This is a genomic window from Gorillibacterium massiliense, assembly GCF_000455485.1.
Lineage (GTDB): Bacteria > Bacillota > Bacilli > Paenibacillales > NBRC-103111 > Gorillibacterium > Gorillibacterium massiliense.
In genome coordinates this window covers 13231-36875 of sequence record NZ_CBQR020000009.1, presented here as the reverse complement: position 1 = coordinate 36875, position 23645 = coordinate 13231, and the positions used below count along the sequence as shown (strand labels likewise).

Here is a 23645-nt window from a genome sequence, read left to right as displayed (position 1 = left end):
GCACTTTCCGAATCCAGATCCTTGCTTTAAGTCATTAGCTTGTTAGCTTTATTGCTGTTCCGCCATTTTGCGGTTCTTGTCAGCCCGAGCCCGTTCGTTCTTGTCGAGAATCTTTTTCCGCAAGCGGATTGATTTCGGGGTGATCTCACAGTATTCGTCATCGTCCAAATATTCCAAAGCCTGTTCCATGGAATACATCCGCGGCGTTTTCAGATTGACGGTTACTTCCTTGGTAGCGGAACGAACGTTGGTCACTTGCTTTTCTTTGCAGACGTTGACGATGATATCATTATCCCGGGTATGCTCCCCGACGATCATGCCTTCATAAATTTCTGTCCCCGGAGTAAGGAACAGAATGCCGCGGTCTTCTACGGATAGCATGCCGTAGGTGGTGGAAGAGCCGGTTTCGCTGGCAACCAGTACGCCTTGATGGCGGCCGCCGATATTGCTTCCTTGATACGGACCATAGCTGTCAAAGGCGTGGTTCATGACGCCGTAGCCTTTCGTTTGGGTCAGGAAGTGGGTGCGATAGCCGATGAGTCCCCGAGCTGGAATGAGGAATTCCAGCCGAATTTGTCCCGTGCCGTTATTGATCATGTTGATCATCTCGGCTTTGCGGGTGCCCAAGCTTTCCATAACCGCTCCCATGCTTTCCTCCGGAACATCGATAACGAGGCGTTCGATAGGCTCCATCTTTTGTCCGTCAACTTCCTTGATGATAACTTGCGGCTTTGATACCTGCAGCTCGTAACCTTCCCGGCGCATATTTTCAATCAGAATCCCCAGGTGAAGCTCGCCCCGTCCGGATACGATAAAAGCATCCGGGCTGTCGGTTTCATCTACCCGCAAGCTAACGTCGGTTTCCAGCTCGTTAAACAACCGCTCCCGTATCTTCCGGGAGGTGATCCATTTCCCTTCGCGGCCGGCAAAAGGACTGTTATTGACAACGAAGGTCATTTGCATCGTCGGCTCGTCGATTTTCAGAACCGGCAGCGCTTCGGGATTGGCCGGATCGGCCAAGGTTTCACCGATGTTGATGTCTTTGATGCCGGAAAAAGCGACAATATTGCCTGCGCCTGCTTCATCGATCTCTACCCGTTTCAGGCCTTGGAAGCCCAGCAGCTTATCGATGCGCGCTTGCTTGACGCCGCCTTCCCGGGTCATGACGGCTACGGTTTGGCCTTGGCGAATCACGCCGCGGTTCACCCGGCCGATACCGATGCGACCTTGATATTCGTTGTAATCCATCAGGGTGACGAGAAGCTGCAGCGGTGCTTCAGGGTCTTCCGTCGGAGAAGGAACCTGCTCGACAATCGCTTCGTAGACCGCCTCCATGTTAGCTTCCTGCTTGTGCGGATCGGTGCTGGAGGTACCTTGAATAGCAGACGTATATACGGCATGGAAATCAAGTTGTTCGTCTGTCGCTTCCAACTCAATGAACAAATCCAGCACTTCGTCCAGCACTTCCTCCGGACGGGCATTAGGACGGTCGATTTTATTGACAACTACGACAGGCTTCAGGTTCTGCTCCAGCGCTTTGCGGAGAACGAACTTCGTTTGCGGCATAACGCCTTCAAAAGCATCAACGACGAGCAATACGCCGTCAACCATCTTCATGATCCGTTCTACTTCGCCGCCGAAGTCGGCGTGCCCCGGGGTATCGACAATGTTGATCAAATAATCCTTATAGTGAATCGCTGTGTTCTTGGCCAATATGGTGATGCCGCGTTCCCGTTCTATATCGTTGGAATCCATAGCGCGCTCCTGCACCGCTTCGTTTTCCCGAAAAGTGCCGGATTGCTGCAAAAGCTTATCCACCAAGGTGGTTTTGCCGTGGTCGACGTGTGCGATAATCGCGATGTTGCGGATGTTTTCTCTCCTAAGCATGGTATGATCCTCTCTATTCTAATCTAGGTTTGCCCACAAAAGAAGCGCCGGAAATCCCGACGCTTGACATACCCAATATCTTAACAAATAAACGGCAAAAAGAAAAGAAAAAAAGAATGGTTTCGGGTCTCGAGTCGGTTATGTTCTTCTTTTCCACAGCAGGAAGAATACTCCCACAATCAAAATCAATAGGGCCAAAATATAAATGTTCGTCCTAAAGAGCGCTAAAACAAACAACAAGACGGAAACGATGCCCAATATGAAGGCAGAAGAATAGACGCTTCGCGGGGCAGAACCTTTCCCGTACGTGGCCCATTCGTACAAGCCGACGGCGATCCCGAACAGGAAGCCTGGCCAAAGGACACGCAGCGAACCCCAACCAAAAATATTGCAGTAAAGAAACAATAGGCCGTACACCACCAGCACCCCGCCAGGCACAAGGACAACATCAGGCAGGGTTCTCCGAGTATACAAGAAATGCAAAATCAAACCCACTGCGAGAATTAACACCGGCCAAAACAATTTCGCCAGAAAAGCGAATACCCCTAATTTGCCCAATATAAGGATCAAGGCAACGACGACAAGTACGATTCCGATGGAAACGTTATTTCTCTTCATATTATTCCTCCAACAGGAGCAATTCATTCTAAATCGTCCAAACAGGATGGTAACAACCCTATAATATCTGATGAATGAAAAAAAATCCACCTCCCGGCAGATTTTTAACGTTCCTCGTTCCTTCAATTTACAAATGCCCCTACATCGTGCTTTGTCTGGACCGCAATTTCCATCTCCTGCCAAGGAAACCGGCAAGAACGACGAAGATGGCATAGAGAGCCGGCAGTGCTGTATGCAGCAAATCGGCATTGATCATCGGCGCGATCTGCGTATCGCCAAGAAGCATTTCTCCCGCCGTAAACCCAAGAATTCCGGCTCCCAAATAGACGAGAACGGGAAAACGGTGAAGCAGGCCCATAGCCAACGTGCTGCCCCATACAATGATCGGAATGCTTAACATGATTCCGCAGATAATGACCGGCAGGTTATTACCCGCGGCAGCTGCCACCGCTAGCACATTGTCAAGACTCATGACGAAATCGGCTAGTATAATCGTCCGAATCGCTTTGCCGACAGATGCGGCTTCTCCAACTTTTTTCTCCTCCCCGTCATCAAGCAGCAGTTTTATCGCTATGTATAAGAGAAGAAACGACCCGATCGCTTTGATATATGGAAGAGAGAGCAGTGCCAATGCAGCGATGGTCAGAATAAGCCGCAATCCCACCGCTCCGAAGGCTCCCCACCACATCGCCTGCTTGCGCTGGGCGACAGGGAGGTTTTTACTGGCCAAAGCAATGACGACGGCGTTGTCGCCGCTTAAGACGAAATTGATCAGGATGATTTGCGCGAACAGCAGCAGCCAAGGCCAAAATTCCATGTGCTCAGCCTCCTGTTTCCTGTGATCAAAGCCGAAAAAAACGGGTAAGCATTAGGATATAGCAGATTAGCGACTCTCGAATCTATTCCATTAAGCAAAAAAGGAGCGTGCAGTTCATGACACGTTTAACAGAGGAGCAGATTTCCGTCTCCCTGGGACGAATCCCGGGCTGGAAACAAGAGGATGGCAAGCTATGCAAAACCTTCTCCCTGCCCGGCTTTCGCGATGCTGTGCAGTGGGTCGTCAGGATCGCCGATCTGGCCGAACGGGAGAACCATCACCCCGAACTTCTTATCCGCTACCGCAAAGTCACCATTACCCTCACCACCCACGATAAAGGCGGGATCACGGGCAAAGATTTTTTGCTTGCCGAACAAATCGAGAAGCTTCCCATCCCCAAAGCGCATTAATCAAAAATACTCGTCGAATTCATCTCCGGCATCTCGCTCTATGACAAGACGTTCGGTTCCGGCCACGGCTTCCGCTTCTTTTTCCGCCAGCCAGCCCATCCCACGCTCCGAGCGTTCCACGAAACTCAAATTGGGATTGGTACTGGGCGATTTAGGCACGAACAAGGTACAGCAATCCTCGTAGGGCAGGATGGAGATCGGATACGTACCGATTTTTTTCGAGATGGCGGTAATTTCCATCTTATCCATAGCAATCAGCGGTCTAAGCATCGGGACGGTGATTCCGTGGCCGATCACACTCAGGCTGGACAAGGTTTGGCTCGCCACCTGCCCTAAGCTTTCGCCGGTAACAATGGCGCCTGCACCGCGGATTCCCGCCAGTTTTTCGGTAATACGGAACATCGATCTGCGCATCAGGGTAATCATCAGTTGTTCCTTGGCTTCCTGTTTCAGTCCGGTTTGGATTTCCGTAAATGGAACCAGGTGCAAAACGATGCGGTCGGCGAACATGGCGAGCTGGCGAGTTAGATCCTCCACCTTCTGCCGGGCTTTTTCGCTGGTATACGGATAGCTGTGAAAGTGCACAGCCTCGATCTCCAGTCCTTTGCGCATGGACAACCAGCCTGCTACCGGACTGTCGATGCCGCCTGAAAGCATAAGCACCGCCTTGCCGTTGCTGCCAAGAGGATATCCTCCGGTTCCGGTAATGGATTGGGTAAAAAGGTATGCTTCATTTTGGCGGATATCCACCCGGAGTTCCGCATCCGGCTTATGAACGTCCACCTTCAGCTTGCCGTCCTCATGACTGAGGATATAGCCGCCAACCAGATAGCCCAACTCCTGAGAGTTATGGGGAAATGACTTGTCGGCTCGCTTCGCCGACACTTTGAAGGTAGCAGGGTAAGGGGTAAGCGAACGGATTAGTGCAAGCCCCTTCTCCCGGATCTCCTCAAGATCAGGTGCAACCGCAACCGCCGGACTGTACGAAAAGAGACCGAAAATGCGGTCCAAGCCTTCCGCTATCCTATCATATGGCTCATCATTCAAAACAATGTATACTCGTCCGTATTCTTCGTGAAGTTTTGTTTTTGGAAAAGGCTTGAGCATAAGTGCAATTTGATCTTTGATTTTATTCTCAAACCGATAACGGTTGCGGCCTTTAAGGGTCAGCTCGCCTAACCGCACAATTACGACATCCGGTTTCATAAAAGTCTCTCCTCTAAAAGGTAAGTCATCTGTATGGAGTCCTGGAGTCCAGGATAGCACGCTACATACGAAGGCGCTGAACGGCCTTTTTCAATTCATCAACAAAATGGTCCATATCCTGCGGCGTTTGTTCCGGAGAAAAGCTGACTCGGATACCGCTTACCGCCCTCTCCTCGCTCATGCCCATGGAAAGAAGGACGCGGCTTGGCACGATGGACCCGGAAGAGCATGCGGAGCGGGCGGATACATAAATATCCGCTTCTTCAAGGGCATGTACAAGTACCTCCGAGCGAACGTCGTCCAGCGTAAAGTGAACGATATGCGGTGCCATGAGTGTGGGATCGTCCGCTCCGCTAACGATCAGGCCTGGAATGTCAGCGAGCCCGGCCGCAAGCCGTTTCCTTAACCCGTGCAGCTTATGGAAAGCCGTCGCTTGCTCCTCCACGACGAGTCGGGCGGCCTTTGCCATGCCCACAAGAAGGGGGACGTTCTCTGTCCCGGAACGAAGGCCGAATTCCTGACCTCCTCCAGCGAGAAGCGTTGCAAGCCGCACCCCTTCCCGGCGGTAAAGAAATGCCGTTCCTTTGGGGCCACGGAATTTATGGGCGGATGCGCTCATCAAATCAGCGCCAATCTCCTGGGGCGTAAACGCAAGCTTGCCATAGGACTGGATCGCGTCCACATGGAACAAAGTCCTCGGCCGCTCCAAAAGAAACGCGCCGATCTCTTTTACTGGTTGAATGCGGCCCATTTCATTATTCACATGCATGATGCTGACCAAGATCGTATCTTCTCTTAGGGCAGTCTTTAGGTCGTCCAGCGATACCGCTCCTGTGGAATCGGCAGGAAGATAAGTGACTTCGAAGCCTTCTTGTTCCAACTGCTTGAAGGATTCGTAAACGGAAGCATGCTCGATTTGGGTCGTGATCAAATGCCGACCGCGGCTCCGATTGGCATATGCCGCTCCCTTCACCGCAAGGTTATTGCTCTCTGTCCCGCTGGAGGTGAAAAGGATCTCGGCCGGAAGACAATCCAATCCTTCGGCCACAATTTGCCGGGCTTTCGCAACCAGCTTGTCTGCTTCCACTCCAAAACGGTGTATCGATGATGGGTTTCCGTAATGCTTCGCCATCACGTCCGTAATCGATTTTATTACTTCTTCCCTAACGGGAGTCGTTGCGCAAACATCCAAATAAAGCATAGACCATATCTCCTTTCATGCAGACACAAAAAGAAAAAAGATCAGAATCTGATCTTTTTATTATTTCCTTCCGTCTGAAATTATCATCTTCAAATCAGTCGGCTATTAACTATTATACTTGATATTTCGTTCTCTTTTCCATCACTTTCATGACGTAGTTCTGGGTCTCTGAAGGCAATGACGTGAACCGTATTTTCAAATCCCTGTCATTATGGATGCCAAGCTGTTCTAGTCTGCCAGAACCGGCGTTGTAAGCCGCTAATGCTGTCGCTTCGTTACCGTCGTATTTTTGCAGCAAGTTCGCCAAATAGCGGGTTCCGCCGTTGATGTTCTGTTCCGGATCAAAGGAATCCGTTACCGAAAGCCCTCTGGCCGTTCCGTCCATCAGCTGCATGAGTCCCTTCGCTCCCGCGGAGGATTCTGCATGGGGATTAAAGGAAGACTCCTGGTCGATGACCGCTTTGACCAGCGTCGGGTCGACGCCGTATTTCCCCGCCGCATTGTTGATCAGAATATCATAAGTCGAGGAACCGGTAAGCGCCTGAGGTAAATACCGGCTCAGTCCGAGCATTGCGTTCCCGGTTGTTCCCGTCCCCAAGCTGCTTTGTGTCCCGCCCAATAAGGACAAGAGATTCGATCCGCTCGACGAGCCTCCAGATTGATTGAGATCGCCGTAGGAGTCGTCCGCTACATTGCCCACATTATATCCCGTCGGCATCAACAGCGAGGACAAAGCAAGCATCGAGTTACTATTCGAAAAACTTGAGGATAACCCCGAAACATCCGTACCGCCAGCCAGCAGCGTTTGCAGAATGTTGGAAAACATATCGCTACCACTACTATTAGAATCATCGCCAAGCGGATTTCCGCCGGATATTATCGAGGATGTATTTGCCGTAAATTGCATCTGAAGAAGCTGGCTCAATAATCGAGGATCGATGCTGCTCATGAATGAATCAGGCCTCTTTTCTTCTGGATCAACTATTTTCCATTGTACAAGTTTATCCAGTTGCCAGCCATGATTCTTTTGAACTAGAAAACGAGCCCGGGGATCATCAATCTACACCCGGACCCGTTTTGGTTACATCGTAAGAGGGGCAAATACCCAGTACGCCACCAAAGCGATAACGCCGATCACCATCGCCCAACCGCCGAGGCTGCGGCTGCCGCGGACGAAGGCGTACAAACCGATGAGGACGGCAGCGGAGCCGAATACTCCCGGATAGGCAAAGAGCGAAATCACAGCAAGAGCAAGGGCTACCCAGCCTGTAATTTTTATGCCGGATACTGCCTGCGGCGTATAGGCTCCGCTCACTCGTCCCAATTCCGTCGAGAATTCAGAGTCGTCGTCGAAATCCTCATCCCACTTTGGCCGGTCACGATGCCGATCGCTGGCCGGTTCGGAGGATTTTTCCTTCAATCGCTTCTGGTCATCATCCTCAAACATCTGTCTGCCTCCTTCCCAGCAGCATCAGCCCGTCTTCTTTTTAAAGGTATGGCAGCATGTTTCTTTAGTGGAAGATGCGCGATCCTGATGCTCGCTGTCAAAGCTTTCACCGGCAAATTCCGCACTATAATCCGTTTTCGCGTGGGCATCGATGTCAATCATAATGGCATCGGCGTTGCATTTGTTCCCATCTCCCCAATATGAGCAGTTTGCGACACTGCATTTAACCATTGGACTCATCGTTTATCACCTCCTCACTGCCTTAAGGTTTCCTGAGGAAGGCCGATGGATGCGCGGAAATGCGCGGAAAGGTGATCTCCTTTTTTAACAAATATGAAAAAAAGCCCGTTTCACTGCCGAATGGCTGTAAAAGGGCTTCTTCGAACTATTGCCGACTTTCAAACAACGTTTTTGTCTTAAATCTTTTCACCTTGCAGGCGCTTTTGCGTGATGTAATCCGTCTCGTAATACGCCAAATCTTCCCGCAGTTCTTCGAATATTTTAGACAGCTCGATGGTCAGATTACGCACTTCCCGGTCCGGCTTTTTCCGGAATCGAATGGCATCCTGGCCCGTATACGCATACCGTCCGTCTTCTGAGTAACATTCGTTTTTCGGGTAGAAGAAATTATTGATGCAGTTATGGTAAACATCGTAAAGAACACGCTCGGCGTAATCGTTATTGAACGTCGGCCGACGCAAGCTTACACCCAACCGTTCATAAGCGACTTCACTGAAAACGAGAAGGTGCCGGGTATCCTGCAGGTAAGCCCTGTAAAACTCTTCCATAGCCGCTTCTTCACCGGTATTTAGCTGGCTAAGCGAATGGGTATTGAGAAAGAGCTCCATTTTTGCGATCGCTTCCTTCAGCTTCACCCTGGTAGATTCGCACTGGTTTTTTACGTTGAACATGGCCATTGGTCGGGACCTCCTAAGGTACGGTGCTTCAATCAAGATTATAAAAATATCCTATCATATCTTCCGCATAAAAGGTATTCCGAATTCAGCCGCAACATGTCCTGAACCAACTCCCGAATTAACGGAAACAGGAAAGAGAACGCTGCATAATCAGGAAAAATAACCGCACCCTATTGGTTATATCGGACCAACAGGAGGTCGTCCCGCATGAAAGCATCGAGAAGAATTCAAACATGGATGATCGTCGTCTTCGGCCTAATTTTCGCTGTCACACTAACATCCTGCATGAAACAGAAATCAGAACTTCCGAAAATACAATCCCAGCCATCCGCTTCAGCCGCTCCGCTCTCGCCGTTAAAAGAGCTGGAGATGAAAAAACAAACCATGAATGCGGATATCCAAAAAACCAATGAGCTCTGCCGCTCCCAATGCACCGTTGATTTTCGCACGGAAGCGAGCCGCTTGTCCGTTTTGCCGGATTCGCGGATTCTCGGTCAACTGAATGCCTACCGCCTGAAGCACCCCCATGCGGAAACGATGGTATGGAGCCGCAGTGCCACGAGCGCGAAGGATATTCGCTCAGGGCGGCTGGATTCCGATTTGCAGCAAAAACTGGTCTCCCAACTCGTTCAGGCCAAGAAAAAAGCGTTCGCCAATCAGGAATACCGTTCTCCGTCCATCAACCATAACGGAAAAACGTACTTTGTGCTTGGGGTTCCCCTGCCCAAAAATCAAGGCGCGCTTCTAGGGGTCATTCATCAAGATGTTCTGAAAAATGTGGAATCCCGGGAGACCCGCGACCTGCGGATTGTCCCCTACCCCAATCCCAACCGCAAAGGGATGAAAACCGCTGATGCCGGAGACTTGAAAGAACTTCACCCCGATACCGGCGAAGAAAATGAAGGCCTCAGCCACTACCATAAGAATCAAGTGGTCGTCAAATTCAAAACGCCGCCATCGTCACAGCAGCTCACGCAAATCCGCAGCGACATCAGTGCTACAGCCGTACAAAAACTCGGCTATACCTATGTTTTTACAACGGACAAAATGGATCCGAAGGCGCTGATTAAATACTTCGCTAAACATAACGTCGAGTATGCGGAGCCTCATTACTTTTACATGACCAACGAGGCCCCAATGACTCCCAACGATCAATTATATAGCCGGTATCAGTGGAATTTGCCAAAAATCAACACAGAAAACGGCTGGACGCAATCGAAAGGTTCCTCCGACGTCATCGTCGCTGTCGTTGACACCGGAGTCGATTTAAACCATCCGGATTTGCAGGGAAGGCTTGTCAAGGGCTATAACGTATTTGACCAATCCTCATCGGCTAAGGACGATGTCGGCCACGGCACCCATGTCGCCGGGGTTATCGCAGCAACAGTAAACAACAGTTTGGGCATCGCCGGCATGACCTGGAACAATCCGATCATGCCCGTAAAAGTATTGGATTCCTCAGGTAGCGGAAATACGTACAATGTCGCTCAGGGAATCATTTGGGCTGCCGATCATGGCGCCAAAGTGATCAATCTCAGTCTAGGGAATTACGCCTCCTCCAGTTTCCTGCAGGACGCTATTCGCTATGCTTTTGATAAAGATATCGTGCTCATCGCCGCTGCCGGCAATGACAACACGGATAAACCCGGTTACCCGGCTGCCTATGACGAAGTGTTTGCTGTCGCCGCAACGGATGAAGGAAATAAAAAGGCTTCCTTCTCCAATTACGGAGATTATATCGACGTTGCCGCCCCGGGAGTCAGCATTGCCAGCACCTATCCGGACAACCAGTATGCGGCCTTGTCCGGTACTTCCATGGCCAGCCCCCATGTTTCGGCGCTTGCCGCGCTTATCCGCTCCGCGAATCCAGCGCTAAAAAACACCGAGGTCATGGATATCATGCGGAAATCAGCCAACGATCTGGGTAATCCTGGGAAAGATAATCAGTTCGGCTATGGCGAAATCAATGTCAGCCAAGCATTGAATCTATCCGTGCAAAATATCGCCTCCGCGGCCGAACCGAATGCAGCCGCTCCTTCCACTCTGCCGCCTGCAGCAGGCCGATGGAAAAATCCGTGGAATTACCTCCTCGATCTCTTTCGGTAAAGATTAACTGTATCCCTTGGGCCCTCCCGCTCATATCATGGAAAAAACGCGAAAGGCGTGAATTTCCATGATCGTTGTAGCGGGAGGGCTTTCTTCCGTAGATCGGGACACCTTTACTCCCCTGGAACGGCAAATCTACGACGAGATGAACGAAAGTAATGTGCCGTTATATTATACGAGCTTGACGGATCTGATGTTTGAACTGGGCATGCGCGCCCATATTGTCGAGAGTGCGGAGGCACTCAGCCAAAGCGGCATCCGTTTTTCCGACTTCAGCCGCTCCCAGTGCAATGACGCCTACTGGATCCGTACCCCGAACGGCGGCTTTCGCTTACGGTACGGCATTCCCTCTGCCGATGGAATCCGTGATATTTTTGCAAACGGGAACCTTTACTCAACGGAGTGTGCGACAGCTGTGGTCATCGTCTTGTACCATGGTGTGCTTCAAAGCATCGGCGACAACTCCTTCAACGCCAACTTTGCCGACCTGCTATTGTATGACTGGCAATACGATCAGGACTTAAAGCTGTATACCAAAAAGAAAGCCGACGGCGTATTCCCCGGCGATGTCGTTTACTTCAAAAATCCCGGCTACGACCCGCGCACCCCTTGGTGGATCGGCGAAAACACCATCAAGCTCCTCGGCGACCAATACTACGGCCACGGCGCAGGGATCAAATCCGAGGAAGAGATGATCAGCAACCTCAACGATAGAAGAGCCCCCAACAGCCAGATCTCTGCCTATATGTCCAATGATATCGTCGGCATCGATTATCCGTTCATGATGAAACTGGCAGCCTGGAATGGACCGGCGCTGGCTCCCAATTTACGCATGTTTTACCGACCGTCGATATCCGCTCAACATGGCTTCAATTGATGTCATGTCATTTTGTAGAAGCTATATTCATGCATAAATTTGGGTAGACATCTCCCCTTCCCTTCCTTTAGGATGAAATAACGAAGCCGCTTTCATTTTGCATGCGCGCTTATCGTTTTCGTGAAGAAGGGATCCTAATGGACTGGAATCATTCCGTTCGCGTACGCATCATGCTTGGCCTCGTCCTGGTCATTGCCCCCCTTGTCATCCTTCTTTTTTATAACAATTTCTATGCCATCGACGTCGTGCAGAAGCAGACGTCTCAAAATTATGCGGCTCTCTTGCAGCAGAACACGGAAAACGTGGACAATATGTTAAGCGAGACCAGCACCTTCCTTTACCGATTCGTTGACGACACGGACTTTACGACCCTCTATGCATACGGGACGGACTCCGCCGACTACTATATGACCAAAATCAGGGTGCAAATCAAGCTTTCATCGGGAACCGGCTACTATAAAATCATCAACTCCGTCTTTGCTTATTCACGCGCCTACGATGACCTCACGATGTATAGCAAAGGCAATTATGCAAGTCAATATGACCGCATTCGCGGCAACCTGTCTCAATTTTTCGATTCCCCTGAATATCAATGGAACTTGATTCGAACGGACAACGGTTACAGCATTTACCGGATAGCCTATATTTTCTCTGACTTCATCTCCGGAGTATGGATCGATCTGGATAGCCTCGTCGCTCCTCTCCGGGATTGGAACCTTGGGGAAGGGACCGACTTCTTCCTGGTGGATTCTAAGAACAACCCGTTGACCACCCCTGCGAATGGGCAATTTCACAGCGAGGACCTAACCGCCGATTTGACCAAGATGGAGAAAGCGGGAAAAAGCTACGGAATGTTTAGCGATCCTTCTACGTCCAAGCGTTATTTGATGGTAAAGGCCAGCCTGATGAACACCCCCATTTCCTACGTCATGACGATTCCGGAAACAACCATCGTCAAGAAGCTCCCTTACTTTCAGAAGGCGCTCATCTACATCCCTATTTTGGTCGGCGTCGTGCTCATCGCTATGCTGCTTTTCCTGCAGCGGGAACTGATTCGTCCTCTTTCGGGTCTTATGCGGGGGATGAACAACATCGGCAAGGGGAAGCTGAACATTCGTTTGAACATCGCAAATAAAGGTGAATTCGCTTATATCAACCGGGCGTTCAACGATATGGCCACGCAGATCGCCAACTTAAAAATCAACGTATACGAGGAGCAATTGCGAGTTCAGCAGGCGGAATATCGCCATCTACAAGTCCAGATCAATCCCCACTTCTTCATGAACAGTCTAAACATTCTCTATAATTTGGCCATCTTGAAGGACTTCCGCTCCGTGCAAAAAATGGCTCTGCATTTGGCGGATTTCTTCCGCTTCACCACCCATTCCAACCGGTCGACGGTCACACTTGGCGAGGAATTGAAACATATCGAGAACTATTTGGAGATTCAAGTGCTTCGTTATCCCGATAACCTGAGTTATTCCATAGAACTACCAGAAAAGCTGGACAAGCTGCCGGTTCCGCCTCTTACCGTCCAGCCTTTCGTAGAAAATACAATTATTCACGGTTTTCAAAAACGCAATGAAATCTTCGCGATCGAGATTGTCGTCCGTGAGGACGAAACAGATCCCACTTCGCCAGTGGTGATCACCGTCCGCGATTCCGGCATCGGGTTTTCGGCAGAGGCTCTGGAAGCCTTCAAAATTGCCGATTGGCGGGAAGCTCAAAGCGACCATGTGGGCATATGGAACGTCATGCGCAGACTAATCTTCCTATATGGGAATCACGCGTCCGTCACTTTCCGCAACCTTGACGGCCAGGGGGCCGAAGTTGAGCTGCGACTGCCACTGCATGAAGATATTTTGATTCGGGAGGAATATGCCCATGTACAGTCTTTTGATCGTTGATGATGAGAAATACGCCGTCAAGGGCCTTATCGCCGGATTCGATTGGCCCAGTTTAAACATAACCCGCATCATCGAATCCTTCGACGTAGCCCAAGCTAAGGAGCTCTTACAAAACCAAAGTGTCGATCTGGCGATCCTGGACATCGAAATGCCAGGGGCAAACGGGCTTGAGCTGGCGGATTGGATGCACAGCCAGAACTATCAGACCGAAATCATTTTTCTCACGGGACATGCCAATTTCGCATACGCCCAAAAAGCGATGCAACTCGGGACCTTCCGCTATTTGCTGAAGCCGGTCAATTACGATGAAATGCGCAATGTCATTGCCGAGGCGGTGGAAAAGCTGCGAGTCGACCGGGAGAATTCCGACTTCCGCGAAACCTACAAAAAATACTACGAGCTTTGGGAAACACAAAAGCCGCTGTTAATCGAACGGTTTTGGCAGGACCTGATCAGCGAGCGGGCTTCCCTTTCTCCGGAAAATCTCGAAGCCGGCTTTCGCCGCCTAGACCTTCCGCTCCAAGTTGAAAGCAAACTTCTGCCAGTCCTCATTTCTGTAGAGCAGTGGCGGGAGCCTCTTAGCTCCCGGGATGAGGATATTATGGAATACGCCGTACGCAAGGCGGCGGAAGAATTGGTTGTTGCCTATAACCCCGGCATCACCTTAGCAGAACGCAATGGCAGCGGGTTGATCTTGTTTTATTTGGGGGATGCCGTCATACCGCCCGAAGATCTGGAAGCCCGTTGCAGACAATTCATCTATTCTTGCAATGAATACTTCCACTGTCAGCTTTCCTGCTACATAGGCGAAACGACGCCCCTCCGAAGCATTGCCAAAGCGTACTCTACCTTACTCCAAGCGGAAAAAGAAAACGTCTCCCGAACCAATCAGGTCGTTCTCGCCAATGACGTAATACCATCACCCGCCAAACCGGCCTCATTACCCGATTTCGATGAATGGCTAACCTTAATGGAAGCTGCACAGTTGGACATCCTGGCGAACAAGATCGAGCACTATTTCTCACAATTAGCGGAAGCCGAGCCGCAGGCAGAAACTTTGGAAGCTTTGTATTTCGGATTCGTCCATATCGTCTATCAAGCTGCCAGAAGAAAAGGCTTTTCCGTTCACCAATGGCTGGTAGGCGTCGATGTCCGGAACCAAAACCAGCCGTTTAAATCAGTCCAACAACTGAAAAAATGGACGGAATCTGTAGTGGAACGAGGCGTCTCATTGCTTGGCGCCGGAGGTTACGGCCATTCCAGCGTAATCAAACGGGTTGCCCAATATGTGGAGGAGCATATCCGTGAAGACATTAGCCGTGAGGAAGTAGCGGCAAGCGTCTATCTCAATCCGGCCTACCTGTCTCGTCTCTTCCGCAAGGAAACCGGAGAGTCGTTAAGCGACTATATCATGAAAGAGAAAATCGACCTGGCGAAAAATATGCTGGCCTACTCCAACGAGAAAGTCAGCTCCGTTGCAGAAGCACTGGGCTACAGCCATTTTTCCTATTTCGCCAAAATCTTCCGAAGATCCACCGGCATGTCTCCCCAGGAATACCGTAAAATGTACCGGGAATTCCCGGCGGAATAAGGCAAACCGCCCGATTTCGGGCGGTTTTTCAATTCTTAACGGGATAAAAAGATGTCACAATAGTGTCGGTTAGGTCACGAGTGTAGATAGAAGCGTTTCCATTCCTTCCCTTACAATGATGTCAAGAAATAGAAATAGAAAAAGAGAGGAAGGAATGTGGGATGGCGCAACCCTACACACCAGAGCCACAAGCCGTACCCGCCAGCCGACTGCGGAGAGAATCCAGGTTTGTGCATCACGTAAAAAAGTTTTGGCCCCTTTACATCATGATGTTACCGGCAAGCATCGTGCTCCTGATCAACAACTATCTGCCGATGTTAGGCGTAGTGATCGCCTTCAAACGGCCTGATTATGGCCTTGGAAGATTCTGGTTTATCAAAAGCCCTTGGTCAGGCTTCGAGAACTTTCGTTTCCTTTTCCAGAACAACGTCGCTTGGGAGCTTATCCGCAACACCGTGGCATATAACGCCGTTTTCATTATCATGAATCTAGTCTTTGGGATCATCTTCGCCATCATGTTCAATGAAATGAGGAACAAATTACTGGCAAAGTTCCATCAAAGCGCCATGTTCCTGCCGTATATTTTAAGCTTCGTCGTCGTGGGCTATCTGGTTTATTCCTTTCTCGGACCGGAACACGGCATGCTGAACACCTCCCTTTTTCCCAAACTGGGCTGGAACCCAATAGACTGGTATATGGAGCCAAAAGCCTGGGTGTACATCCTGCCAATCGTCCAGTTATGGAAAAACATCGGCTACAGTACTGTCATTTACTTGGCGGCGATCATCGGCATCGACAACGAGTACTATGAAGCGGCAACCCTGGACGGGGCGACGAAACGCCAACAAATCTTCAACATTACCATTCCCTTGATCCGTCCCGTCATCGTCGTTTTGTTGATCCTGAGCATCGGCCGCATTTTCTACGGCGATTTCGGCTTGTTTTTCCAAGTCACGATGAACTCCGGCATGCTAGCACCCACTACCCGGGTTATCGATACGTACGTGTATAACACATTCCTTGTTATGGGCGATGTAGGCATGTCTTCGGCAGCCGGTATGTTCCAGGCCGTCGTCGGATTCCTGCTCGTACTCGGCTCCAATATGCTCATCCGAAAAATCAGCAGAGAAGACGCTCTGTTTTAGGAGGAAGAACCATGTCAGCTAATCTAAGTGCAAGTGACAAGCAGGCGGCGCGTTCTTCCCGCAAGAAGAAAACTTTCGGCGCTACGGCGATTTCCGCGAAAAGCAACTTTGTCATCAATGTGATTTTCGCTCTCTATTCGTTGGCGTGCTTAGTCCCGCTGCTCCTGGTCATCATCATTTCTTTTACAGATGAAAATACCGTACTCGTTCACGGCTATAGCTTTTTACCGCAAAAGCTCAGTCTGGAAGCTTATCGTTTCATGTTCAAGGACTGGCATCAAATCGTCCAATCCTATGGTGTTTCGATCTTTGTCACGATCGTCGGCACTGCGCTCAGTATCCTGATCATGTCGCTGTTCGCTTATCCGATCTCGCGCAAGGATTTTCCCCACCGGAACAAATTCGCCTTCTTCATGTTCTTCACCATGCTGTTCAACGGCGGGCTCGTTCCCTGGTATCTCGTTTACACCCAAATTTTCCATATGAAAAACATGCTTTGGGCACTGATCATGCCGCTCCTTGTCTCCGCTTTCCTGGTCATGATCATCCGCACATTTTTCAGCAATTCGATTCCCGGCGAGCTGTTGGAATCCGGAAAAATCGATGGAGCCGGCGAATTCCGTATCTTTTTCCAAATCGTTATCCCTTTGTCCTTGCCGGTTCTCGCTACCGTCGGTTTGTTCCAAACCTTAGCCTATTGGAACGACTGGTTCAACAGCATGGTCTTCATCGATGGGGTCGGCAACCATAACGTCAGCTTGCAGTTCCTGATGTACAAGACGATGCTGGATATTCAATTCCTGTCCTCAAATTCGACGGCAGCAGCTGAAATTGCTAAGGGTGGCGGCTACTTGAGCTTCCCGCAGGAAACAGTCCGGATGGCGATGGCGGTTCTCGGGATCGGGCCGATCATTCTCGCTTACCCGTTCTTCCAGCGCTACTTCATTGCAGGCTTGACCGTCGGCGCCGTCAAAGGTTGATGACCCTATTTTGCAAATACGCTTCACGATTCGGCAGTTCTTCAAGCTTGGCTTCTTCCGGGCAACCGGTTTAAGCATATAAAAGTACGGTTCTATTAAAGGGAGGAATCGCAAGAGATGAAACGTTGGAAAAAACCGGCAATCGCAACGCTGACCTTGATGATGTCGGCAGCCATGGTGCTCTCCGGCTGTGGCAAGGACAGCAGCAAAGACAGTAAGGAAACCAAAGCTCCTACCACTGCTCCCACGACCGCAGCCAGTAAGGCTCCGGCGGCAACAACAACACCTGCGGCAACAACAGCTGCTGATCCAAATGCCATTGATGTAAGCAAGCTCGAGCCCGTTGAACTGCGTATGGTGTTCCCAGGCGCTCCTCAAAAAGATCAACAAGCCGTTAACGACGAAATCAACAAGTATCTGAAAGAGAAACTCAACGCTACCATCAAAATCGAGCCGATTCAATGGGGTCAATGGGACCAAAAAGTAAACCTGATGGTCTCCTCCCGTGAAAAAGTGGATATCATGTTCACCGCCGTATGGTCCCAATATGGCGTAAACGTCGGCAAGAAAGCATTCCTGGCACTCAATGACGACAACGGCAAGTATGGCAACCTGCTGCAAAAATACGGCCCGACCATTCAACAAAACATCACCCCTGATATCCTCAAAGGCTCGCAAATCAACGGGTTGAACTACGGCATTCCGACCCTCAAAGAAATGGCTTCTGAAGGCGGTGTCCTCTATCGCAAAGACATCGCGCAAGAACTGGGTATCGAAGATCAACTGAAAGCCGCGAAAACTCTGGATGACCTGACTCCGATTCTGGAAAAAGTCAAAGCCGCCAAGCCGGACATGACTCCTGTCTTCCTGAGAGACGGCGACAACTTCAACTCTCACTACTTCGCAAACTGGGATTTCCTTGGTGACAACAACATTGAAGGCGTTCTCCTGAAGGATGGCGACGACACCACCATTAAAGCCCGCTTTGACTTCGACCGCTACATGGCCACGTTGAAATCCACTCGCAACATGTTCGTCAAAGGCTTGGTCAACAAAGATGCTGCCACCACGCAGCTGAGCGGAACCGACGCTTTCAAAACCGGTAAGATATTCATGATTCCTTCTGCATTGAAACCTGGTAAAGACACCGAAGTCGCCGCTTCCACCGGTTTGACCGACAAGGTTGCGCAATTGACCATGAATGTCAAGACCACCGCCGTGAGCGAAGCCGCCGGCTCGATGCTGGCCATCAGCAGCACCTCGACCAACCCGGAACGCGCCATGATGTTCATCAACCTGCTTCACAGTGACAAATACCTGAACAACCTGCTCAACTTCGGTATCGAAGGCACCCACTATAAGAAAACCGGCGACAATACCGTCGAATCTACCGACAAAACCGCCGATTACAGCTTGGGCGCAGCCTGGATGTTCGGCAGCCAATTCCTGAACTACATCTGGAAGGGCGAACCGGCCGACAAATGGGATCAATTCAAGAGCTTCAACGAAGGCACCCACTACTCCAAGGGCCTTGGCTTTACCTTCGATAACAATGCGAAGATCAGCCCGAAGGTAGCCGCCACCTTGAACATCCGCAAGCAATACGATCCGGCTCTTGACACCGGCTCCATCGATCCGGAGAAGAAAGTTCCGGAATATCAACAAAAGATGAAGGCCGCTGGTCTGGACGACATCGTCAAGGAAAAACAAGCGCAATTCGATGCTTTCCTCAGCAAAAAATAAATAAATAGCAAAAAACCGCAGGGCGTAAACGCCTTGCGGTTTTTTGCGTTAGTCGGAAAGCTTGCCGTAAGCCGGGTTCTGTGCTTCCGGTGGTCGTAACGGGTTGCCCCTCCCACCATTGAAGTAACAATCATCTATCTAGGCTGTACATTGCTGCACGGCTCAAGCGACCAACCCGAACGCGCCTCGGGCAAAGGCTGTGCGGTCAAGCCGCACTTGCGTTCCACTAGGTCTTGCTCCAAATGGGGTTTACCAGGGATTATGTCGCCATAGCCCCTCGTGGTCTCTTACACCACGGTTCCACCCTTGCCTGTGCGCGTCTCCGAAGAGACGGCCATCGGCGGTCCATTTCTGTGGCACTATCCTTCAACTCGCGCTGACTGGACGTTATCCAGCATTCTGCCCTATGGAGCCCGGACTTTCCTCCCGCGGCAGATTCCTCACGCCGCCGGCGATTGTCTGTCAAACTTTCCGATCACAATCAAATAGTATACAGCGTTCCGGCACGTAGCGCAACACGGAAATTGTGGAAACTCTTAAGCGGATATATGTGAAATGAAACTGTCGTGACGTGGGAACTACTGACCATTTGAACTTCCGGCCACTGTTGTTTTCGGATTTCCTGAATATAGCCGCTATTATAGCGGAAGAAATCCGTTAGTAATGGCGGGCGCTAACGCTCCTTCAGTCCAAATGTCCTCCGTTCCTATGAATAAGGGAAAGAGGGGATAGGGTATTGAGCGAAGAGTTTCCGTGCAGTCTTTGAAATCGTTGTCCTTACCACCATTATTAAGTTCAATCAGAGGACACGATTTCAAGATCTGCCGAAGCCAATACCCCTCACCGGCTTCCCAGCTTTCATCTACGATTTTTTCTCAACGCTACACCAGCCGGAACACTTCGGTGTCGATTTGCGAGGCGACAGCTTCGGTTTCTGATTTCAGCGCTTGGAGCTCTTGATTCAGGTAGTCGCGGACCTTCGCCTTGACGATCTTCTCTGCGTTATGGCCGGGATCGATCAACGCAATCCCTGCTGCCAGGGCGTCCTGAGCGGTGTGATAATCAATATCGCCGGTGATGAGCACATCGGCACCGGCAAACTGGGTGTGACGCACGTATTTAGCCCCTGAGCCGCCGAGGACGGCTACCTTGCGGATTACTTGCTGCCCGTCCCCAACGACACGGGTAAATGGCACATCAAAAGCAAGCTTTACTTTTTCCGCCAGTTGATCAAGGGTGCAGTCCGCCGGTAAGCGGCCCACACGGCCGAGCCCAAAGCTTTTGCCCAGCAGATCCAAGGGATAGATGTCATAAGCGACTTCTTCATAGGGGTGAGCTCTGAGCATTGCCTGGATCACCTTGCGTTCTATACTATGGGGGACAATCGTCTCTAACCGGATTTCCTCTGCATGTTCCATATTCCCCTGTTCGCCGATAAAAGGCTTTGTTCCCTCTTGAGGCATGAAGGTTCCGGTTCCCGCTATGTTAAAGCTGCAATGACTATATCCGCCGATCCAGCCGGCTCCCGCACGAAAAATCGCGTCCTGTACCTTCTCATGGTGACTCACGGGCACAAAAACCACCAGCTTTTTCAGCCGATCGGTATGAACCTCCTCCAGTGGGCAGGTATCAGTTAGATCTAGGGCATCTGCCATCAAATCATTCATCCCGCCCTCCGCTACATCCAAATTGGTATGAGCGATATATACGGCAATGTCGTTCTTGATCAGTTTCTCGTACAGCCGACCAGCAGGGGTATCGGTTTGCAGGCTTTTCAGCGATCGGAAAATAACCGCATGATGAGCGATAATAAGCTCCGCTCCGATGCTTATCGCCTCTTCCACGACAGCCTCTGTCACATCCAACGCGATAAGCGCTTTTTGCACCGGCTTAGACAGTGTTCCCACCTGCAGTCCGATCCGATCATCTTCCACTGCATATTGCTTGGGAGCGAACCGCTCCATTAGCTGAATGACGGTTTGTCCTTTTGCGTACATGCAAGCAGCACCTCCTTCAAGGTTTGAATCTCTCGGTCCAGTTCTTGTTTCTTGGCCTTGGACGCCGCAAGCTCCGATTCATCAAGCTGCTCGGAAATGCGCTCCAGCTTGGCGATTTCACCGTGCCATTTTTGTACGAAAACAGGCGAAGCCTCCTGCAAAAGAAACGGACCCATTTTCAGCAGCATGGACGGGTTCGCATCATATAGCCGTTCGTTTTTCCTTTGGACGTCATTGTTCCGTTCAGCTACAAGAATCTCATATATCTTGCCATCTTCCTCTAGTATCGCTTCTTCTGTGAGAAGCCATTCCTTCTCTACCAGGTAGCGGCGAACAAACTCTTCGCCTACATTGGGCTGCAAAACAAGCCGCTTCACCACACCAAGTTTATCCTCGCCTGCGCTTAAGATCTTCACGATCAGACTGCCGCCCATGCCGGCGATGGTAATCGTTTCTACTTCGTCCGGCTGAAGCACGGATAAACCGTCTCCCCGGCGAACCTGGATGGCGGCTGTTAGCCCCGCATCCCGCACCTGCTGCATGGCAGCAGCGTAAGGACCGGGATTGACTTCACCGGCTATCGCAGCCGGAATCGCCCCGCTTTGCACAAGATAAACCGGCAATAACGCATGATCGGAGCCGATATCGGCCAGCTTGCTGCCAGCCGGTACCCGCTCCGCAATTTGCTTCAAACGATTTGACAATATCACCATGTTAGACAACCCACTCGATCCATTTATTTCTTGAAGCAAACAGAACCGTTGCTGCCGCCACCAGCTTTGCAAACAAGATCATTTGCAATATCCAAGGTGAAAGCTCGGTCAAAAACAGTCCGTGCAGCTCCGGAGCAATCCATAGAACGGCTCCAGCCGCCATAAGTGCTCCTCCTGTTTGCTTGCTCTTGTGATGCATAAGCCAACCAAACCAGGCCAGCAGTACGCTTGCTGGAAGCCAGCTGATCTGCAAACCCGCCCAACCGGGTTCTGGGATATTATCGCTCAGTATCCAGCCATAGATAAACCCCATCGCGATCCACCCGGCAAAATGAAACACCGGAAAGCGTGAAGTCAGGCCGGTAACCATCCAAAACAAGGCGCTTCCCGCTACAACCAAGGCGATGGTCCATTTGGCGGCATCATTCTCGACAAGTAAATAGCTGCCGCCAACCGGAGCAATTAAAGCCCCAAGAGAAAGATTTAACAGCGATAGGGATGGCTTCTTATATCTTATCCTGACGCCGAACCAAAAAAAAGCAAGAGTGGCTAAGGCGAGAATAGCAATTTGCATCGGAAAGGGAAAAGAAGTAAAATAATAAAAAATATAGAAAAAGAGACCAATGAGTCCGAACAGAAGAAGCCAAGTAGTCGGCTTACCATTGCGAATTTTCGAAACCGACAAGCCCAAAATTTGTTTAGCCCCGTCTTCTTCCTCTTCATCCTTATATAAATTATCCAAGAAATCGCAGTATTGCTCCGGCAGCAGACGGTTTCTGCGCCAGCCTTCAATCTCTTTGACAATTATTTTCCGTCTCTCCTCTTCCATATGCACACCGTCCTTCAGGATCACAATAGGCACCAATAACTTGCGCAGTCCTTTTTTAAGGAAAAAGATGACCCTCCCAGAAGCAAAAGGTCATCGATTGGATTCTATTCAAGAAAATCTTTCAGTCGCTTGCTGCGGCTTGGATGACGAAGCTTGCGCAAGGCTTTGGCTTCAATTTGCCGAATCCGTTCCCGGGTAACGCCAAATACTTTCCCGACTTCTTCAAGCGTCCGGGTGCGGCCGTCGTCAAGACCGAAGCGAAGTCTCAACACATTCTCTTCTCGTTCCGTTAAAGTGTCCAGAACATCCTCAAGCTGCTCTTTCAACAGCTCGTAGGCTGCGGCGTCGGCCGGGGCAAGCGCCTCCTGATCCTCAATGAAATCGCCGAGATGAGAATCGTCTTCTTCACCGATAGGGGTTTCTAAAGATACCGGCTCTTGGGCGATTTTCATAATCTCCCGCACTTTTTCGGTGCTCAGTTCCATCTCCTTGGCGATTTCCTCCGGCGTGGGTTCGCGGCCCAGCTCCTGCAAAAGTTGACGGGACACGCGGATCAGCTTGTTGATGGTTTCCACCATATGCACCGGAATCCGAATCGTCCTTGCTTGGTCAGCAATGGCGCGGGTAATGGCCTGGCGAATCCACCATGTCGCATAAGTGCTGAATTTAAAGCCTTTTTTATGGTCGAATTTCTCTACAGCCTTAATCAGACCCATGTTTCCTTCCTGAATCAGATCAAGGAAGAGCATCCCCCTGCCCACATAACGCTTTGCGATGCTGACAACAAGGCGCAGGTTTGCCTCAGCCAGCCGGCGCTTCGCTTCTTCGTCGCCGTTATTGATGCGCATGGCCAGCTCAATTTCTTCCTCAGCGGAAAGAAGCGGAACTCTGCCAATTTCCTTCAGATACATCCGCACCGGATCATTGATCTTAATGCCCGGAGGCAAAGTCAGATCATCCTCGAAGCTGAATTCATCTCCGTCATGATCCTCCCGATTCCGGCTCATGGGCATATCGTCTTCTTCGTCATTTTCGTTGCCGATCTCAATTCCGAGTTCTCCCAATTGCTCAAAGAAGTCATCGATTTGATCGGGATCCTGATCGAAAGGAGCGAGCCGCTCCATAATTTCCTTATAGGTCAAAGAGGAGCGCTTTTTCCCAATCTGTATGAGCTGTTCCTTTACTTGTTCAACCGTCAATTCCGTATCCACTTGAGTATGTTGGTCGTTCGCCATAAATCTACTCCCTCCTCCC

Annotated in this window: 21 protein-coding genes and 1 other RNA gene; 8 read left to right on the top strand and 14 right to left on the bottom strand. The window is 50.4% G+C overall.

Annotated features, from left to right (window positions below; genetic code table 11):
- Positions 1–48: 48 nt before the first annotated feature.
- From typA to TJ79_RS00920, 3 genes are all read right to left on the bottom strand, one after another.
- Complete coding sequence (gene typA / locus TJ79_RS00930; RefSeq protein WP_040948405.1) at positions 49–1887, bottom strand: translational GTPase TypA; 1839 nt, start codon at positions 1885–1887, stop codon at positions 49–51.
- Positions 1888–2025: 138 nt separating this feature from the next.
- Positions 2026–2505 carry a hypothetical protein gene (locus tag TJ79_RS00925; RefSeq protein WP_040948404.1) on the bottom strand — a complete coding sequence of 160 codons (480 nt, stop codon included), beginning with the start codon at positions 2503–2505 and terminating at the stop codon, positions 2026–2028.
- A gap of 139 nt (positions 2506–2644) precedes the next feature.
- The gene (locus TJ79_RS00920; protein WP_040948403.1) at positions 2645–3322 is read right to left on the bottom strand and encodes a TerC family protein; all 678 of its coding nucleotides are present in this window, start codon (positions 3320–3322) and stop codon (positions 2645–2647) included.
- 116 nt (positions 3323–3438) lie between these two features.
- Here TJ79_RS00920 and TJ79_RS00915 point away from each other — a divergent pair, with 116 nt between their 5' ends.
- Entirely contained in the window at positions 3439–3732 is a 294-nt protein-coding gene (locus TJ79_RS00915; RefSeq protein ID WP_040948402.1) for a 4a-hydroxytetrahydrobiopterin dehydratase, read from the top strand.
- Here the strand turns inward: TJ79_RS00915 and thiI are convergent, their stop codons facing one another.
- The 6 genes from thiI to TJ79_RS00885 form a co-directional block, all read right to left on the bottom strand.
- Positions 3733–4938, bottom strand: a complete 1206-nt coding sequence (gene thiI, locus TJ79_RS00910; protein ID WP_040948401.1) for a tRNA uracil 4-sulfurtransferase ThiI — start codon at positions 4936–4938, stop codon at positions 3733–3735.
- Between the two features lie 61 nt (positions 4939–4999).
- Positions 5000–6139 (bottom strand): cysteine desulfurase family protein, encoded by a 1140-nt coding sequence (locus tag TJ79_RS00905; RefSeq protein ID WP_040948400.1) that lies wholly within the window; start codon positions 6137–6139, stop codon positions 5000–5002.
- Between the two features lie 112 nt (positions 6140–6251).
- Positions 6252–7088 (bottom strand): lytic transglycosylase domain-containing protein, encoded by an 837-nt coding sequence (locus tag TJ79_RS28395; RefSeq protein ID WP_040948399.1) that lies wholly within the window; start codon positions 7086–7088, stop codon positions 6252–6254.
- A gap of 132 nt (positions 7089–7220) precedes the next feature.
- Positions 7221–7586, bottom strand: a complete 366-nt coding sequence (locus TJ79_RS25575; RefSeq protein ID WP_052339148.1) for a hypothetical protein — start codon at positions 7584–7586, stop codon at positions 7221–7223.
- A 24-nt stretch (positions 7587–7610) separates the two neighbouring features.
- Entirely contained in the window at positions 7611–7826 is a 216-nt protein-coding gene (locus TJ79_RS00890) for a DUF1540 domain-containing protein (protein ID WP_040948398.1), read from the bottom strand.
- A 176-nt stretch (positions 7827–8002) separates the two neighbouring features.
- Positions 8003–8503, bottom strand: a complete 501-nt coding sequence (locus TJ79_RS00885) for a YpuI family protein (RefSeq protein WP_040948397.1) — start codon at positions 8501–8503, stop codon at positions 8003–8005.
- A gap of 207 nt (positions 8504–8710) precedes the next feature.
- On the opposite strand from TJ79_RS00885, the gene TJ79_RS00880 reads away from it, so the two are divergent.
- From TJ79_RS00880 to TJ79_RS00850, 7 genes are all read left to right on the top strand, one after another.
- Positions 8711–10609, top strand: coding sequence for a S8 family peptidase (locus TJ79_RS00880; protein WP_052339147.1), 1899 nt, complete (start codon positions 8711–8713; stop codon positions 10607–10609).
- 67 nt (positions 10610–10676) lie between these two features.
- Positions 10677–11486 carry a protein-glutamine gamma-glutamyltransferase gene (locus TJ79_RS00875; protein WP_052339146.1) on the top strand — a complete coding sequence of 270 codons (810 nt, stop codon included), beginning with the start codon at positions 10677–10679 and terminating at the stop codon, positions 11484–11486.
- Between the two features lie 137 nt (positions 11487–11623).
- Positions 11624–13393 (top strand): sensor histidine kinase, encoded by a 1770-nt coding sequence (locus tag TJ79_RS00870; RefSeq protein WP_040948396.1) that lies wholly within the window; start codon positions 11624–11626, stop codon positions 13391–13393.
- Positions 13371–14984: a response regulator transcription factor gene (locus tag TJ79_RS00865; RefSeq protein ID WP_040948395.1), complete on the top strand. Its 1614-nt coding sequence runs from the start codon at positions 13371–13373 to the stop codon at positions 14982–14984. The genes TJ79_RS00870 and TJ79_RS00865 overlap by 23 nt, the downstream gene beginning before the upstream one ends.
- A gap of 266 nt (positions 14985–15250) precedes the next feature.
- On the top strand, positions 15251–16129 hold the full coding sequence (locus tag TJ79_RS00860) for an ABC transporter permease (protein ID WP_052339153.1): 879 nt from the start codon (positions 15251–15253) through the stop codon (positions 16127–16129).
- A gap of 11 nt (positions 16130–16140) precedes the next feature.
- Positions 16141–17109 carry a carbohydrate ABC transporter permease gene (locus TJ79_RS00855; RefSeq protein WP_081756623.1) on the top strand — a complete coding sequence of 323 codons (969 nt, stop codon included), beginning with the start codon at positions 16141–16143 and terminating at the stop codon, positions 17107–17109.
- A gap of 117 nt (positions 17110–17226) precedes the next feature.
- Entirely contained in the window at positions 17227–18852 is a 1626-nt protein-coding gene (locus tag TJ79_RS00850; protein ID WP_040948393.1) for an ABC transporter substrate-binding protein, read from the top strand.
- A 52-nt stretch (positions 18853–18904) separates the two neighbouring features.
- On the opposite strand, the gene rnpB is transcribed toward TJ79_RS00850, so the two are convergent.
- The 5 genes from rnpB to rpoD form a co-directional block, all read right to left on the bottom strand.
- An RNA gene (gene rnpB / locus TJ79_RS25585) (RNase P RNA component class A) lies at positions 18905–19323 on the bottom strand.
- Positions 19324–19733: 410 nt separating this feature from the next.
- The gene (locus tag TJ79_RS00845) at positions 19734–20849 is read right to left on the bottom strand and encodes a Nif3-like dinuclear metal center hexameric protein (RefSeq protein ID WP_040948392.1); all 1116 of its coding nucleotides are present in this window, start codon (positions 20847–20849) and stop codon (positions 19734–19736) included.
- Positions 20816–21562 carry a tRNA (adenine(22)-N(1))-methyltransferase gene (locus TJ79_RS00840; protein WP_040948391.1) on the bottom strand — a complete coding sequence of 249 codons (747 nt, stop codon included), beginning with the start codon at positions 21560–21562 and terminating at the stop codon, positions 20816–20818. The genes TJ79_RS00845 and TJ79_RS00840 overlap by 34 nt, the downstream gene beginning before the upstream one ends.
- Position 21563: 1 nt before the next feature.
- Complete coding sequence (locus TJ79_RS00835; protein WP_155987729.1) at positions 21564–22424, bottom strand: hypothetical protein; 861 nt, start codon at positions 22422–22424, stop codon at positions 21564–21566.
- A 71-nt stretch (positions 22425–22495) separates the two neighbouring features.
- Positions 22496–23626, bottom strand: a complete 1131-nt coding sequence (rpoD, locus tag TJ79_RS00830; protein ID WP_040948389.1) for an RNA polymerase sigma factor RpoD — start codon at positions 23624–23626, stop codon at positions 22496–22498.
- Positions 23627–23645 lie beyond the last annotated feature (19 nt).